Genomic DNA, 15,729 nt, shown 5'->3' with positions numbered 1-15,729 from the left:
ATGAACGACGGCCTTCCCATGCCCCGCCGCCTGCTGGCGATCGGTGCCCTGTGTTGCGGCACCGCTTTGATCATCATCGACGGCGCCGTCGCCACCGTCGCGCTGCCGACCATCGCCCGCGACCTGCATGTCGGGCAGAGCGCGGTCGTCGCGGTCGTCACCGTCTATCAGCTCACCCTCGTCATGCTGCTGCTGCCGTTCGCGGGCCTTGGCGACCGCATCGGCCTGAAGCGCATGTATCAGCTCGGCCAATTGGTCTTCACCGTCGCGACGATCCTGTGCTTCTTCGCCAAGAGCCTGCCCTTCCTCCTGGTCGTCCGGGTGATGCAGGCGGCGGGCGCGGCGGCGGCGCTCAGCGTGTCGTCGGCGCTCATCCGCCAGGTCTATCCGGCGAAGCAATTGGGCCGCGGCCTGGGGATCAATTCGGTGATCGTTTCGAGCGCTGCCGCCGCGGCCCCGACGATCGGCGGGCTTGTGCTGGGCATCGCGCCCTGGCCGTGGGTGTTCGCCAGCGCCGTGCCGTTCGCGATCCTCTCGCTGTTCCTCGGCCGCTCGCTGCCTGCGCCCAAACCGCGCGACACGCGTTTCGACGTGCTCGGCGCGGTGATGTGCGCGGCGATGTTCGGGCTGGTGATCGGCGGGCTGGAAAGCGCGGTGCACGGCGATTCGCCCGTCGTCTCGGCCGCGATCGTGCTGGTTGGCGCGGCGATCGGCGTATTCTTCGTTCGCCGGGAGAAACATGAGAGCGATCCGATCCTGCCGATCGATCTGCTCGCCCGCCCCGTCCTCGCCCTCTCGGTGGTCGGTGCCTACACCGCCTTCATCGCCTCGATGACGCTCTTGCTGTCCACGCCCTTCCGACTGGCGCAGATGGGCTTCTCGCCGGCGCAGATCGGCGCGGCGATCGCCCCCTGGCCGCTGACCAACATGATCGTCGCCCCACTCGCCGGCTGGCTGTCGGATCGTATTCCCGCCGGCATCTTGGGCGGGATCGGCATGGCGATCTCGATCACAGCCCTGTTGTTGCTGGGCTTCATGCCCGGAGACCCGAGCTATTTCGACGTCGCGTGGCGCATGGCGTTGTGCGGATCGGGCTTCGGCACGTTCCTGCCCCCCAACGCCCGCCTCATTATCGGCAGCGCCCCGCGCGAGCGCGCCGCGGCGGCCGGCGGTCTGGTCTCGACCGTCCGGCTGGTCGGCCAGACGACCGGTGCGACGCTGGTCGCCGCCTTGCTCGCGATGAACATCGGTGCGGGCAAGGTGCCGGCCCTGGTCGCCGCCGGTCTCGCGCTGGTCGCCGGCCTGTGCAGCCTCGCCCGCCTGCGCCCCTCGATCCGCAATCCGCCGAAGGACGAGATCGAGGAGCAGGTCTCCACGCTCAAACAGGCGCGCTAAAGCTTCTTATTGAACCTTCAACACTTCGGTTGCACTAGTGTACCCTGCTTCGCGAGCTTTACGAGCAGCCTGCTCAAAATGAAGCCAAAGGCTGTTGTCGCCAGGATGCCGGGAATCTCGCCACTTTTTGTAGTCTCGCAGACGGTCGAAATTTGTGACGATGCTATCTCCAAAAGAGGCCAATATTATCTGAAAGTCTATCTCTCCCTTATCATCGAGCAAACTTGCCAAGCCAAATAGGGATGCAATGCTGGCGAATTGAGCACGTTGCGCTTCCGATAAAATTTGAAAATTTCCTCCTTCATCGGCAGCAAGCTTTAGGTGTGATCGCACATTGAATCTAGCAGCACGTGCTTCCGGTTCTAGATATCGCGCGAGAAGATCCAATGTATTCGACACCCTGTTAGACCTACGAGTAGCAGTGCCCTGTTGAATAGCAATTCCGAAGGCCAACAGCACTCCGCCAAGAGCGATATAGTTTTCTAAACTCATGATGAACTCACCTCAAAACACCGCCTTCCCATCTCCGCCCAGCATCGCCTTGCGCACCAGTGGGATCGGCGGCCCGCCATATTGCAGGAACGCGTCGTGGAACGCCTTCCACGCCTTCCGCCCGCCCCGCGTCGCGGTCCAGTCGTCGCGCAATTTGCGGATCAGCAGCTTGCCCATCGTATAGTTGAGATACGCCGGGTCGTACGTCCCCCGCGCCGATTGCTGCTTCGCATTGCCTTCGTCCTGATAGCATTGCTCGACGAACATCCGGCGTGATTGCTCCTGCGTCATCGTGCCCGAATGCATCCCGATCGCCGACAGGAAGCGGCAGTCGCGCAGCAGGGCGTTGGACAACTGCCCGACATGCGTTTCGGGATCGCCGGCATGCAGGCCCGCATCCCACATCATCTCCTCGGCATAATGCGCCCAGCCCTCGGCAAAGGCGTATCCGACGAACAGTCGCCCGAACAAGGATGGCGACGCGTTGGCATGGCGGAACTGCAGGAAATGCCCCGGCATCACTTCGTGGACGAAGGTGAACAGCAGGTCCATCTTGCCGGGGATGAAGCCGTCCTGCTCGGCCTTGCTCCAGGCGGGATCTGGCGGGGAGATATAGTAGATCGACGGCACGCCCTTCTCGAACGGCCCCGGCGGATCGATATACGCGCTGTTCTGCCGGTTATAGGGCGGGCTCTCCTCGACCAGCGCCTTTTCCTTGTCCGGGATCGTGACGATGTCGTGCGCGGTCACGAACGCGGTCAATTCGGGGATCTGCCGCCGCGCCTCGGCGACCGGGCCGCCCTCCGGCTTGTTGGCGTTCATCTTGTCCATGCACACGGGGATCGTCGCACCCGGTGCGAATTGCTGGCATGCCGCCTTCAACGCCTGCTGGTTGCGCGCCAGATCGGCCTTGCCCGCCTGTTCCAGCGTGGCCATCGGCACATCCACGCCCTCGGTCATCTTGACCATCCGCGAGAAGCGCGCGGCACCGAGCGCGAAGCCCTGCGTGGCGGTCGGCCTCTGGCTTTCCAGCCACGCCGCCAGATCCTTCATCGCCTTCGAGGCCGCAACCGACGCCTGATCGAACTCGCCCTGCAGCTTGGGGTCCGCCACGCTGGCGAACGCCTTCTTCGCGTCGCCGGTATAATAATCCGCAAAGCCCCCGAACCCGGCCACGCCATAGGCGATGAAGCTCAGCGGCAACGGCGTCTTCAGATTGGCGCGGATGTTGGCCGCGGCACCCGGCACACGTTGCAGAAACGCGATCATCGCCTTCATCCGCGTCGGCGCATCGGCATAGTTGCGCGCGACATAGACGTTCGGATCGAGCCCGTTGCCGATATACCAGGCCGGATTGGTGTGCGGCTGGTCGGCATCCTCCAGCCAGAACAGTTTGCCCTCCGCGACATTGATCAGGTAATCGCGCTCGAACGCGTCCTGCCCGGACAGGGCCTTGAACCCGCGCGCCTTCAGGATTGCCGCCTTCAAGAAATCGCCCTGCCGCTTCAGCCCGGCCGAGCTCCAGTCGGCCAGCTTGCCGTCGAAATCGTGCCGTCCCTGATACACCGCGTTCGCCGGATCCAGCTTGAACCAATCCTTGATAAAGGCATCGCGGAAGCCCGCCCAACTGGCCGTCGGCAGCGGCAGATCGGCCGGCGTGCCGACCTGCGCCCCGGCCCCGCCGGAAGCCGAAGGCACCCCCGCCGCCAGCGCCAGCAGCGCGATCCCACCGAGCCATTTGATCCGCATGTCCATCCTCTCGAGTCGTTCAGCGACGGGATGCTGGCAGGTTGCGGCAGAGCGCGCCACCCCGACGGAACGTCCGCTTCGAAGGCTCGTTCAGGCCCGGTAATCCATTCTGGAAACTGGAGCTTCCCATGCCCTACATCAAGACGCGCGACGGCACCGATCTCTACGTCAAGGATTGGGGCAGCGGTCGCCCGGTCGTGCTGATCCACGGTTGGCCGCTCTCCGCCGACAGCTGGGATGCGCAGGCCATGGCGCTGGCCGAAGCCGGCTTCCGCGCCATCGCCTACGACCGGCGCGGCTTCGGTCGGTCCGGTCAGCCGTGGAGCGGTTACGATTACGACACGCTCTCGGACGATCTGGCGGACGTCCTGAAGGAAACCGGAGCGGACAGCGACGCGACACTGGTCGGCTTCTCGATGGGTGGCGGCGAAGTCGCCCGCTACATGAGCCGCCACGAGGGGAAGGGCGTGATCGCCGCCGGCCTGATCTCGTCGGTCGTTCCGTACATGCTCAAGACCGAGGACAATCCCAACGGGGTGCCGGAGGAAACGCTGCAAGGCATTACCGACGGCATCAAGAAGGACCGGTTCGGGTTCTGGACCAGCTTCTTCAAGGACTTCTTCGGCGTCGGCATGATCTCCTCGCCGGTCAGCGAGGAAGCGGTGCAATGGGCGTGGCGCACGACCATGCAGGCCGGCCTCAAGCCGATCCTTCAATGCGCCGCATCCTTCGGCCATACGGATTTCCGTGGCGACCTGCCGGCCTTCCGCGTACCGACACTCGTCGTCCACGGCACCGCCGACAAGACGGTCCCGATCGACGCTACCGGCCGCGAGGCGGCCAAGGGTATCTCGGGCGCGCAACTGGTGGAATATGACGGCGCGCCGCACGGCCTGACCATCACCGAAAGCGACCGCTTCACCAACGATCTGCTGACGTTCCTCGGACGCGGACGCGATGACGTCCGTAGCGACCGCGAAGCGCAGTTGATCACGGACTAAGCCTATCTCTGATCATTAACCGTCATCCCGGCGCAGGCCGGGATCTCTGGGAGGCGCGCGCAGCTTCTCCCCACAGAGATCCCGGCCTGCGCCGGTATGACGAAAATGAAGGGGAAATGCTCCCGCACCGCCGAACTCAGTTCAGCGGAACGATCATCTCGTCGGGATGCACGACGTTGAGCTTCTTGCGCGTCAACTCGTCCACCATGTCCGGGTCCGCCTTGCGCGGATCGACCAGCGCGACCTTGTTCTGCCACTCCGCGCGCTTCGCCGAAAGCGCCGCGAGCCGCACTTCGCTCACCGCCAGCTTGCGCTTCACGTCGCCATAGGCACGCGCGCCGTTCGGTCCGAAGATCGTATACGCGCCGAGGCCCGCGATCACGATCACCGCCACCGCCGGCACGATCGCGCGACGGAGCATGACGTTGAAGGTGGAACGCTTTGCCATTCCACGATTCCTGTCAGTCTCCGTCCGCGCAATCAAGCCTTTTTTAATAACGATTCGGTTGGCGTTCAGCGCGCGCGTAGCACGCTGCGCCCGGCATAGACCGCCGCGTCGCCCAGCTCTTCCTCGATCCGGATCAACTGGTTGTACTTCGCCAACCGGTCGGACCGGGCGAGCGAACCTGTCTTGATCTGTCCGCAATTGGTCGCGACCGCGAGATCGGCGATCGTCGCATCTTCGGTTTCGCCCGAGCGGTGCGACATCACGGCGGTGTAGGCCGCGCGATTGGCCATCGATACCGCCTCCAGCGTCTCGGTCAGGCTGCCGATCTGGTTGACCTTGATCAGGATCGAATTGGCGGTCTTCTCCTCGATGCCCCGCTTCAGGCGCTTCGGATTGGTGACGAACAGATCGTCGCCGACCAGTTGCACCTTGTCCCCGATCAGACCGGTCAGCGCCTTCCACCCGGCCCAATCGTCCTCAGCCATGCCATCCTCGATCGAGAAGATCGGGTAGCGTCGCGTCAGATCGGCCAAATACTCCGCCATCTCGCCGCTGGAGAGCAATTTGCCCTCGCCCGAAATGTTGTAGATGCCGTCCTTGTAGAATTCGGTCGCCGCGCAATCCAGCGCGACCATCACGTCCTCGCCCGGCTTGTACCCGGCCTTCTCGATCGAGGACATGATGAAGTCCAGCGCATCGGTCGTGCTGGCGATGTTCGGCGCGAAGCCGCCCTCGTCGCCGACCGACGTCGCCAGCCCCTTGTCGTGCAGGCCCTTCTTCAGCGTGTGGAAGATCTCCGAGCCGCAGCGCACCGCGTCGAACAGCGTGTCCGCGCCGACCGGCACGATCATGAATTCCTGGAAATCGATCGGGTTGTCGGCATGTTCGCCGCCATTGATGATGTTCATCATCGGCACCGGCAGCACGTGCGCCGCCACGCCACCGACATAGCGGTACAGCGGCAACCCGCGCGCATCCGCCGCCGCCTTCGCCGTGGCAAGGCTCACGCCCAGGATCGCATTCGCACCCAGCCGGCCCTTGTTCTCCGTTCCGTCCAGCGCGATCATCGCCCGATCGACGTCCGCCTGGTCCTCGGCATCGATGCCCAGCACGGCGTCGGCGATCTCGCCGTTCACCGCATCCACCGCGCCCTGCACGCCCTTGCCGAGCCACTTGCCCGCGTCGCCATCACGCCGCTCGACCGCCTCGTGCGCTCCGGTCGACGCGCCGGACGGCACCGCCGCACGTCCGAAGCTGCCATCCTCCAGCATGACGTCCACCTCGACCGTCGGATTCCCGCGGCTGTCGATGATCTGGCGGGCGTGCAGGTCGATGATTGCGGTCACGGAACGATCCTTCTAATCATGGCAGTCGGAATGTGGTCGGGCGAATGTTGCGCCGCCTCTATCGGCTTACACGTCACGCTGCAATTCGCCCGTGGATATGGAACCGTAACGGTCGCTGGCCGGTTACGGCGTCAGCATTTGAAAGGGTTCGTGATGGCCGAAGACGCTCCCCAGCCGAACACGGCCGCCGCTACGCCGCGCGCGACCGTGACCAAGCCCCGAACCGCCAAACCGAAAGGCCCTGCCGTGAGTACCGACACGTTCGAAAATCCGACCGGCGACAACCCCGAAGTCGCGAAACCGTCCGGCCCCGCCCAGTCCTTGAAGGACGGAGCGGCCCAGCTTTCCAAGGAGGCCGGTGCCAAAGCCCGTACCTATGTGGAGGACGGCAAGGCGCGTGCCGGCGGCGCGCTGGACGAACTCGCCAAGCTGATGACCGACGCCGCCGGCACGGTGGACGAGAAGGTCGGGGTGCAATACGGCCAATATGCCCGCACCGCCGCCGAAGCCGTCTCGGGCTTCTCGGAATCGCTCAAGTCGAAGAATGTCGACGATCTGATCGCGGACGCGACCGGCTTCGTGAAGAAGAGCCCGGCCATCGCCATTGGCACCGCCGCCGCAATCGGTTTCGTACTGGTCCGCCTGGTCCAGTCCGGCCTCAACGCCGATACCGACGGCAAGGCCTGAACGTCGTAGCCGGGGGTATAGTTTTGGATCAGCCTCCGTCGGAAAGCATCGGCGAATTGCTCAGCCGGCTGGTCGAGGACCTGCGGGAATCGACCAGGGCCGAAGTCGCTTTGTATCGCGCGCAGATCCTCGGCTGGCTCGCCCAGGCGAAGATCGTCGCGACCTACGGCATCATCGCTCTGCTGTTGCTCAATTCGGCGGTGATCGCGCTGTTCGTCGGGCTGCTGTTGATCCTGCAACATCATCTCGGGCCGATCTGGGCAACCGTCATCGTCGTGCTCGGCACGTTGGCGCTCGTCGCGGTCTTCGGCTGGCTCGCGGCGCGCCACGTGAAGCGTCTCATCTCGCAAAGGATGCCGAAATGAGCGACGGCCCGGTCCACCAGCGGATCGTAGAGATCGCCGAAGCGCGCTCCACCGCGGCCCGTGCAAGGCTGGCGAACACGCTTTCGTTGCTGCAATCGCGCCTCAGCCCCAAGGCCCTGGCGCAGGAAGCCGCCAGCAACCTGATCGCCAAGGGTCAGGAGATCGCCAGCGATGGCGTGGACGCCGCCAAAAGGCACCCCTTCAGGATCGCGGGAGCGCTGGCGGCGGCTGGCGTCGTATTGGCCCGCCGTCCCCTGTCGCGCCTTCTGACGCGCAGCGGCCATGCAACCCCTGCCGATCGAAACAGTTTGAACTCACAGCACCATCCCACCCCAGCCAAGGCCGCCGCCAGAAGGAAGCCAGAATGACCGATCCCGTTTCGTCCGCCCCCGTTTCCAATGCCGACGGCACTGATGCCGGCGCAACGTCGTCCACGCGCAAGCCCGCAGCGAAATCCGCCGTCGCCAAGACACGCGCCGCCGCCAACAAGGCCTTGGACCGGACGTTGGATGGCGCCCGTGATGCCGCCGACCGCACCGTCCAGGCGATCGATTCCAACCCCATCCCAGTCCTGGTCGGTGGTCTGGCGATCGGTGCGCTGGCCGGCGCACTGCTCCCACGCAGCAAGGGTGAAACCGAATTGCTCGCCCCCGTCGGCCAACGCATCCGCGCGACGACCAGTGGCGCCATTTCGGCTGCCAAGGATGTCGGCCTCGATGAACTCGGCGCGCTCGGCCTGTCCAAGTCGGCGCTCAACGATCAGGCCGGCAAGCTGGTCGGCAACATCCTGAAGGCCCTGGCCACCGCCGGCACGGCAGCGGTCGCCGCATCGAAAGACGCCGGCGCAAGGAAAGTGGGCTGAGGATCGCCGCTTAACCCTCCGATTGCTACGACCGACTGACGCAGCCCCGGGACCCACCCGGGGCTGCTTTTTTTAAAAGCGTCCGCCCTCATGTCGCCAGCCCGATACGGAACGGGCGATAGGTCCAATATCCTATCACGCTCTAGCCCCCGCCGCCTCGCGGCGCTAAGGACGCGGTGACTTCTGCTTCCCCGGGGAATTCACGATCATGAGCAAACTCCACCTCGTTTTCGGCGGCCGCGTCAGCGACCCGCAGACGCTCGACTTCGACGATCTCAATTCGATCGACGTCGTTGGCATGTTTCCCGATTACAAGAGCGCCGAAAAGGCCTGGCGCGCCGCCGCTCAGCGCACCGTCGACGATGCCGAGATGAAGTATGTCGTCGTCCATCTGCACCGTCTCGTGCAGCCCGATCTCATCGCCAAGCCCTGACCGGTCCCGGCTAAAGTTACCGCGCGGAGTCTACAATGTCTCAGCGCAAGCCGGGCTCGGTCGGGAAACGGGAATGATCGGTCGCTGCGCGACGCAATGTCGATCTATGCCACCAGGCCGACGGCTTTTTCCGGCAGAGAATTGGATCGGGCCGATCGTGTTAAGCCCGGCGGTATTGCCATTTCAGCAACGGCTGAGCGATGGCCATTCCGGCCACTAGCGCGCCGATCGGTTCGACGAACGTCAACGACATCTCGAAACTTTGCGATATCACCATGAAGACCGCTTGGATCGCGAACCAAATCCCCGCCAGCATCGCGATCCGCACCGCACGGCTTTGACCCGCCCCGATCGGCAGGGCGGCCGGCAAGCCATACAGCATGAAATACGCCCCGATCAGCGCGAACACCGCCGGATCGAGACCAGCACCCGGCAGCACGGATCCCGGCGTCAGTAGGAGGCGCGCCAGCGCGCTGGCATAGATCCCGACGACCACCACGATCAGCAACCCGGCCGGCCGCAACGCCTTTTCGACGTAGCGCCCGGTAATCAGCAGCAGCACGATGTTGAATGCCGCCGACAGCACGTCCCGCGCGATGAACGCGGACGCGAGCGGTGACAGCCACGCGCGCACCGGATCGCCGTCCCAGCCCCCGCCCAGAAAATCCTGCGGAATGAAGCCGTATTGAATCGCAGCGATCTGGCTGCCCAGCACGGCGATCACCATCACCGCTGCGAAGACGGCGAAGGCGACGAGCGCATCGGTAACGCGCCCGCGCGGAAGATGCACGCCGTCCAGTTAGATGAACTCGATCTTGGCGACCGAATACCAGCGGTCGCCGGCGGGCACGGTCACTTCGACCTCTTCGTCCACCTTGCGGCCGATCAGCGCCCGTCCGAGCGGCGAGTTGTACGAGATGCGCCCACCCTTGGCATCCGCCTCGGTCTGGCCGACGATCTGGTACGTCGCTTCCTTGTCGTCCTCGTCGAGCAGCGTGACCGTGGCGCCGAACACCACCTTGTCCCCCGACAATTCCTTGGGATCGATCACCTGCGCACGGGACAGTTTGTCCTCGATGTCGCTGATCGACGCCTCGATCTGGCCCTGGCGCTCCTTGGCGGCATGATATTCCGCGTTTTCCGAGAGGTCGCCGTGCGCGCGTGCTTCCTCGATCGCGTCGACGATGGTCGGGCGCTCCGCTTTCAGCCGTTTCAGATCCGCATTGAGCTTTTCATAGCCTTCTTGCAGCATCGGCATCTTTTCGACGGTCGCCATCCCTTTTCGTCCTTCGTCAAATTCCCCCTGTTGGCCGGCCCTTGCTGGGCCCGCCCGCACGTTTCTCGTCTGTGGGGGATTAAGTGTGCGAGTGCGAATAATAGGATTGCAGAGGCATTACTTCAAGCGCGTGGTTTGCAAGAGCGGTAATCGCCTGTGCCGCCTCGACACTCGCGGCCGCCGTGGTGAAGTGCGGGATCTTCTGCATCAGCGCCGCGGCGCGGATCGGTTGCGAGTCCTTCAGGCTCTGCCAGCCTTCCGTCGTGTTGAACACCAGGTCGATATCGCCGTCCTTCATCCGGTCGACGATATGCGGCCGCCCCTGCCCCACCTTGTTGATCCGCTCCACCGCCACGCCGTTGGTGGTCAGGAACGCTGCCGTCCCATCGGTGGCGATGATCCTGAAGCCCTGCTCGGCCAGCAAAGTCACGGCGGGCAGGATCACCGGCTTGTCGCTCGGCTTGACCGATACGAACACCGTGCCCGATTTCGGCAGCACCGTCCCCGCCCCGAGTTCCGCCTTGTAGAAGGCGACCGGGAAAGATCGATCGATCCCCATCACTTCGCCGGTGGATTTCATTTCCGGAGACAGCACCGGGTCGACCCCGGGGAAGCGGTTGAACGGGAACACCGCTTCCTTCACGGCATAATAATCGATGTGGCGGTCGATCTTGGGCAGATTGGCCAGCTTTTCCCCCGCCATCACCCGAGCCGCGATCTTGGCGATCGGCGCGCCGATCGCCTTGGCGACGAACGGCACCGTCCGGCTGGCCCGTGGGTTCACCTCGATCAGATAGACCAGTCCGTCCTTGACCGCGAACTGGATGTTCATCAGCCCGACCACCGACAGCGCATGGGCCAATGCCACCGTCTGCCGCTCGATCTCCGCGATGATCTCGGGCGACAACGAATAAGGCGGGATCGAACAGGCCGAATCGCCCGAATGCACGCCGGCCTCTTCGATATGCTGGAGCACCCCCGCGACGGTCACGTCCGTGCCGTCGCAGATCGCATCCACATCCACCTCGATCGCGTCGCGGAGATATTGATCGATCAAAACCGGCGAGTCGCCAGACACCTGCACCGCCGTCTGGATGTAATCATCGAGCTGCTGGAGCGAATCCACCACCTCCATCGCGCGTCCGCCCAATACGTAGCTCGGGCGCATCAGCACCGGATATCCGATCCGCTCCGCCGCCGCGACCGCCTCGTCGCGGCTCCGCGCAAGGCCATTGGCCGGCTGCAACAGGCCCAGCTTCGTCACCAGCGCCGAGAAGCGCTCGCGGTCCTCCGCCAGATCGATCGCGTCCGGGCTCGTGCCGAGAATCGGGATGCCCTCCGCCTCCAGTGCGCGCGCCAGATTGAGCGGCGTCTGCCCACCGAACTGCACGATCACGCCCACCAGCGTGCCGGACTGCTGCTCGACATGCAGGATTTCCAGCACGTCCTCGGCGGTCAGCGGCTCGAAATACAGCCGGTCGGATGTGTCGTAGTCGGTCGACACCGTCTCCGGATTACAATTGACCATGATCGTCTCATAGCCCGCGTCGCCGAGCGCGAAGCACGCGTGGCAGCAGCAGTAATCGAACTCGATCCCCTGTCCGATCCGGTTCGGCCCGCCGCCCAGGATCACGATCTTGCGCCGGTCGGACGGATGACTTTCATCCTCCGGCGCACCGAAGCTCGGCGCCTCGTAGGTCGAGTACATGTACGGCGTCTTGGCATCGAATTCCGCCGCGCAGGTGTCGATCCGCTTGAACACGGGGCGCACGTCGAGCCGGTGGCGCAACGCACGCACCTCCTCCTCGGTCACGCCGCCGCTCATCGCGACCACCGCATCGTGGATCAACCCCGAGCCCCGCGCGATCCCGCGCTCCATGCCGCGCAGATTGACCGATTTCAGCGCGAGATAGGCCAGCCGCTTGTCGCTGAAGCCCATCGCCTTCAGCTTGCGTAAGCCCGCCGCCTCGATCGGCAGGCCATGGCGGCAGACCTGCTCCTCGGCGGCGATGATCTCGGCGATGCGATCCAGGAACCACGGATCGAACTTCGCGATCGCATGCACTTCGGCGACGGTGAAGCCTTCGCGCAGCGCCTGTGCCGCGACCAGCAACCGGTCCGGCGTCGCCCGTGCCAGCGCCGCCTCGATCTCCTCGCGCGGCGCGCGGGCCAGCGCTTCGACCATGTTGAAGCCGCTCAGCCCGGTCTCCAGGCCCCGCAGCGCCTTTTGCATCGACTCGTGAATATTCCGCCCGATCGCCATCACTTCGCCGACGCTCTTCATCGCGGTCGACAGGATCGGTTCGGCCCCCTTGAACTTCTCGAACGCGAAGCGCGGGATCTTCGTCACGACATAATCGATCGTCGGCTCGAAGCTTGCCGGAGTCGCGCCGGTGATGTCGTTGGTGATCTCGTCCAGCGTGTACCCTACCGCCAGCTTCGCCGCGACCTTGGCGATCGGGAAGCCGGTCGCCTTGGACGCGAGCGCCGACGAGCGCGACACGCGCGGGTTCATCTCGATCACGATCAGCCGGCCATCCTTCGGATTGACCGCGAATTGCACGTTGGAACCGCCTGTTTCCACGCCGATTTCACGCAGCACCGCGATGCTCGCGTTGCGCATGATCTGATATTCCTTGTCGGTCAGCGTCAGTGCCGGCGCGACGGTGATGGAATCGCCGGTATGCACGCCCATCGGATCGACGTTCTCGATCGAACAGATGATGATGCAATTGTCGTTGCGATCCCGCACGACCTCCATCTCATATTCTTTCCAGCCGAGCAGCGACTCTTCGATCAGCACCTCGGTCGTCGGCGAGGCATCCAGCCCTGAGCGAACGATCGCCTCGAATTCCTCGCGGTTGTAGGCGATGCCGCCGCCCGATCCGCCCATCGTGAAGCTCGGCCGGATGATTGCGGGCAGGCCGGTATGCGCCAGCCCCGCCATCGCCTCGTCCAGCGTATGCGCGACCATCGATCGCGCGCTTTCCAGGCCGATGCGATCCATCGCGTCGCGGAATTTCTGCCGGTCCTCCGCCTTGTCGATCGCCTCGGCATCCGCGCCGATCATCTGCACGCCGTATTTCTCCAGCGTCCCGTCGTTGAACAGCGCCAACGCGGTGTTCAGCGCGGTCTGCCCGCCCATCGTCGGCAACACCGCATCGGGGCGCTCCTTGGCGATGATCTTCGCCACGATCTCCGGCGTGATCGGCTCGACATAGGTCGCGTCCGCCAGTTCCGGGTCGGTCATGATCGTCGCCGGGTTCGAATTGACCAGGACGATGCGATAGCCCTCCTCGCGCAGCGCCTTGATCGCCTGCGTACCCGAATAATCGAACTCGCACGCCTGCCCGATCACGATCGGCCCCGCGCCGATGACGAGGATGGAGGAAATGTCGGTACGTTTTGGCATCAATCCTGTCCGTTTTGGCCGGTGCCGTCTTCGGCCGTGCAGCCCCAGCCGTCATATTCCACGTCGTACAGCAGTTCGATCTGCAGGCATTTCAGCGTCAGCGCCTTGATCGCGGCCGCGTCGGCGGCCTGCTCGCAGCCCAGGAACAGCGAGATCTCGCCATCCTCCTCGTCCTCCTCGCGCTCGATCACCTCGAAGCCGAGTTCCTCCGCACTTTCCTCCAGCCGATCCAGCGCCGCCTCGCTCCCGCGAAAACTCACGTCGATCAACCGCACCAGATGCGCAACATCGCCATTCTCGGCGAGGCTTTGCAGCACGTCCTTGTCGGCTGCCCATTCCTCGGCGAGGCGCTCGGGCGAGACTTCGGGGAGGGTCATGAACTGACTTTCAAGCTGCCGACGAATTTCTCGAACAGATACAAACTATCCTGCGGCCCCGGGCTCGCCTCCGGATGATATTGCACCGAAAACGCCGGGCGATCCGTCAGTTCGAACCCGGCATTGCTCCCATCGAACAGCGACACATGCGTCTCGCGCGCCGTGTCCGGCAAAGTCTCGCTGCGCACCGCGAAGCCGTGGTTCATGCTGGTGATCTCGACCACGCCGTCGGCGATGCGCTTCACCGGGTGATTGGCACCGCGATGGCCCTGGAACATCTTGGTCGTCTCCGCCCCCACCGCAAGCGCCAGCAACTGGTGCCCCAGGCATATGCCGAACAGCGGAATGCGCGTCTCGAGCAGCGCGCGGATCACCGGCACCGCATATTCGCCGGTCGCGGCGGGATCGCCCGGGCCGTTCGACAGGAATATGCCGTCGGGCTTCAGCGCCATCACCTGTTCCAACGTCGCGGTCGCCGGCAGCACGCTGACCTTCGCGCCGGCCTTCACCAGATTGCGGTAGATGTTGCGCTTGGCGCCGTAATCGATCGCCACGACGTGCGGGCGGCCAGCCGCCTGGTCCGCGCCCTCCTCGTCGTTCGCGTCGTAACCGAAGCCCAACCGCCACACGCCGCCGTCCCAGCCGTAATGCGTCTCGGTCGTGACATCGATCGCCAGATCCATGCCCTCCAGCCCCGGCCATGCCCGCGCCTTTTCCAGCAGCGCCGGAATATCGAACTCGCCCGCGGCCGAATGCGCGATCACCGCGTTCGGCGCGCCGCCGGTGCGGATCCGCCGCGTCAGCGCGCGCGTGTCGATGCCCGACAGCCCGATCCGCCCGTGCCGCGCCATCCAGCCGTCCAGATGCTCGACCGAGCGGAAATTGCTCGGGGCGGTCACGTCCTCGCGCACGATGATGCCCAGGGCATGCGGATCGTTCGCCTCGATATCGTCCGGGTTCGCGCCGACATTGCCGATATGCGGAAACGTGAACGTCACCATCTGCCCGGCGAACGAGGGATCGGTCATCACCTCCTGATATCCGGTCATCGCGGTGTGGAAGCACACCTCGCCCACCGCCTGCCCTTCCGCGCCGAAGCCGCGTCCCCACGCCATCTCGCCATTCGCGAGCACCAGAACTCCGGTGGCTCCCCCCGGAGCTTTGGCGGGCACGGCAATAGGCTTGGCGTCGGCCATGTCGGCGGGCACTCCATTTGGTTTCGATGTCGCTAAGCGGCGGGGGCTAGTCGTGCTTGGCGGATGCGTCAATCGCTTAAAGCCGCTAGGGAGACGCCCGGTTCAAAAAGGACGATTAATGATTCGGGACGACATCAAGGCCGCGCAGATCACCGCGATGAAGGCCGGCGACAAGGAAGCACGGGCCGCGATCGGCCTGATGCAATCGGCGATCAAGAACCGCGACATCGAAGCCCGCACCGGCAAGGCTCCGGAGAGCGACGACGCGCTAGTGATCGAGGTGCTGCAGAAAATGGTCAAGCAGCGCCGCGAATCGATCGAAATGTTCGTGAAGGGCGGCCGCCAGGAACTCGCCGACAAGGAAGCCGCCGAAGTCGCGGTGATCGAACGTTTCCTGCCCAGACAGATGGACGAGGCCCAGACCACCGCCGCGATCGCCGCGATCAAGGCCGAGATCGGTGCCGAGGGCATGAAGGACATGGGTCGCCTGATGGCCGAGCTAAAAGCCCGCCACGCGAGCGAGCTGGACATGAGCAAGGCGAGCGGGCTGGTGAAGGCGGCGCTTTCGTAACAATCAGTTGCCCCTCTTTCCGTTCGTTTCGAGCGACGTCGAGAAGCAGCTACAAGCGCCTACGCTGATGCGCCCCGGCGCCGCTCGACACGAACAGTTCAATTGGGGCATGAGAGGAC

The 15,729-nt window shown here is 64.5% G+C and carries 17 protein-coding genes; 8 read left to right on the top strand and 9 right to left on the bottom strand.

The annotated features are described in order from the left end of the window. Entirely contained in the window at positions 1-1,395 is a 1,395-nt protein-coding gene (locus ASG11_RS10720) for an MFS transporter (RefSeq protein ID WP_055778828.1), read from the top strand. Between the two features lie 6 nt (positions 1,396-1,401). Here the strand turns inward: ASG11_RS10720 and ASG11_RS18750 are convergent, their stop codons facing one another. Both ASG11_RS18750 and ASG11_RS10715 read right to left on the bottom strand, forming a co-directional pair. Then, positions 1,402-1,887 carry a DUF4760 domain-containing protein gene (locus ASG11_RS18750; protein ID WP_156363733.1) on the bottom strand — a complete coding sequence of 162 codons (486 nt, stop codon included), beginning with the start codon at positions 1,885-1,887 and terminating at the stop codon, positions 1,402-1,404. A gap of 12 nt (positions 1,888-1,899) precedes the next feature. Further along, complete coding sequence (locus ASG11_RS10715) at positions 1,900-3,636, bottom strand: DUF885 domain-containing protein (RefSeq protein WP_055780715.1); 1,737 nt, start codon at positions 3,634-3,636, stop codon at positions 1,900-1,902. Positions 3,637-3,764: 128 nt separating this feature from the next. On the opposite strand from ASG11_RS10715, the gene ASG11_RS10710 reads away from it, so the two are divergent. Further along, positions 3,765-4,637: an alpha/beta fold hydrolase gene (locus ASG11_RS10710; protein WP_055778825.1), complete on the top strand. Its 873-nt coding sequence runs from the start codon at positions 3,765-3,767 to the stop codon at positions 4,635-4,637. 136 nt (positions 4,638-4,773) lie between these two features. On the opposite strand, the gene ASG11_RS10705 is transcribed toward ASG11_RS10710, so the two are convergent. Both ASG11_RS10705 and eno read right to left on the bottom strand, forming a co-directional pair. Then, positions 4,774-5,085 (bottom strand): FtsB family cell division protein, encoded by a 312-nt coding sequence (locus ASG11_RS10705; RefSeq protein ID WP_055778823.1) that lies wholly within the window; start codon positions 5,083-5,085, stop codon positions 4,774-4,776. Between the two features lie 65 nt (positions 5,086-5,150). Continuing rightward, positions 5,151-6,431, bottom strand: a complete 1,281-nt coding sequence (gene eno / locus ASG11_RS10700; protein WP_055778821.1) for a phosphopyruvate hydratase — start codon at positions 6,429-6,431, stop codon at positions 5,151-5,153. A gap of 153 nt (positions 6,432-6,584) precedes the next feature. Here eno and ASG11_RS10695 point away from each other — a divergent pair, with 153 nt between their 5' ends. The 5 genes from ASG11_RS10695 (at position 6,585) to ASG11_RS10675 (ending at position 8,778) form a co-directional block, all read left to right on the top strand. Then, positions 6,585-7,118, top strand: a complete 534-nt coding sequence (locus tag ASG11_RS10695) for a hypothetical protein (protein ID WP_236697457.1) — start codon at positions 6,585-6,587, stop codon at positions 7,116-7,118. 23 nt (positions 7,119-7,141) lie between these two features. After that, positions 7,142-7,483: a phage holin family protein gene (locus tag ASG11_RS10690; RefSeq protein WP_055778819.1), complete on the top strand. Its 342-nt coding sequence runs from the start codon at positions 7,142-7,144 to the stop codon at positions 7,481-7,483. Next, complete coding sequence (locus ASG11_RS10685; protein WP_055778817.1) at positions 7,480-7,851, top strand: DUF3618 domain-containing protein; 372 nt, start codon at positions 7,480-7,482, stop codon at positions 7,849-7,851. The genes ASG11_RS10690 and ASG11_RS10685 overlap by 4 nt, the downstream gene beginning before the upstream one ends. Further along, on the top strand, positions 7,848-8,345 hold the full coding sequence (locus ASG11_RS10680; RefSeq protein ID WP_082472707.1) for a hypothetical protein: 498 nt from the start codon (positions 7,848-7,850) through the stop codon (positions 8,343-8,345). The genes ASG11_RS10685 and ASG11_RS10680 overlap by 4 nt, the downstream gene beginning before the upstream one ends. A gap of 208 nt (positions 8,346-8,553) precedes the next feature. Further along, positions 8,554-8,778, top strand: coding sequence for a DUF4170 domain-containing protein (locus ASG11_RS10675; protein ID WP_055778813.1), 225 nt, complete (start codon positions 8,554-8,556; stop codon positions 8,776-8,778). A 160-nt stretch (positions 8,779-8,938) separates the two neighbouring features. On the opposite strand, the gene ASG11_RS10670 is transcribed toward ASG11_RS10675, so the two are convergent. The 5 genes from ASG11_RS10670 to carA form a co-directional block, all read right to left on the bottom strand. Next, the gene (locus tag ASG11_RS10670) at positions 8,939-9,568 is read right to left on the bottom strand and encodes a rhomboid family intramembrane serine protease (RefSeq protein ID WP_055778811.1); all 630 of its coding nucleotides are present in this window, start codon (positions 9,566-9,568) and stop codon (positions 8,939-8,941) included. A 9-nt stretch (positions 9,569-9,577) separates the two neighbouring features. Beyond that, a complete protein-coding gene (gene greA, locus ASG11_RS10665; protein WP_055778808.1) occupies positions 9,578-10,054 on the bottom strand; it encodes a transcription elongation factor GreA in 477 nt (158 codons plus the stop codon). 79 nt (positions 10,055-10,133) lie between these two features. After that, positions 10,134-13,466 (bottom strand): carbamoyl-phosphate synthase large subunit, encoded by a 3,333-nt coding sequence (carB, locus tag ASG11_RS10660; protein WP_055778805.1) that lies wholly within the window; start codon positions 13,464-13,466, stop codon positions 10,134-10,136. Then, the gene (locus tag ASG11_RS10655) at positions 13,466-13,843 is read right to left on the bottom strand and encodes a ribonuclease E inhibitor RraB (protein WP_055778804.1); all 378 of its coding nucleotides are present in this window, start codon (positions 13,841-13,843) and stop codon (positions 13,466-13,468) included. The genes carB and ASG11_RS10655 overlap by 1 nt, the downstream gene beginning before the upstream one ends. Then, complete coding sequence (gene carA / locus ASG11_RS10650) at positions 13,840-15,039, bottom strand: glutamine-hydrolyzing carbamoyl-phosphate synthase small subunit (protein WP_055778801.1); 1,200 nt, start codon at positions 15,037-15,039, stop codon at positions 13,840-13,842. The genes ASG11_RS10655 and carA overlap by 4 nt, the downstream gene beginning before the upstream one ends. A gap of 118 nt (positions 15,040-15,157) precedes the next feature. Between carA and ASG11_RS10645 the strand changes: the two genes are divergently transcribed. Further along, positions 15,158-15,610 (top strand): GatB/YqeY domain-containing protein, encoded by a 453-nt coding sequence (locus ASG11_RS10645; RefSeq protein ID WP_055778798.1) that lies wholly within the window; start codon positions 15,158-15,160, stop codon positions 15,608-15,610. Positions 15,611-15,729 lie beyond the last annotated feature (119 nt).

Source organism: Sphingomonas sp. Leaf357, assembly GCF_001423845.1.
In the GTDB taxonomy this organism is placed as follows: Bacteria; Pseudomonadota; Alphaproteobacteria; order Sphingomonadales; family Sphingomonadaceae; genus Sphingomonas.
The sequence above is the reverse complement of the archived record's forward strand: the minus strand, read 5'-3'. Positions and strand labels throughout refer to the sequence as shown.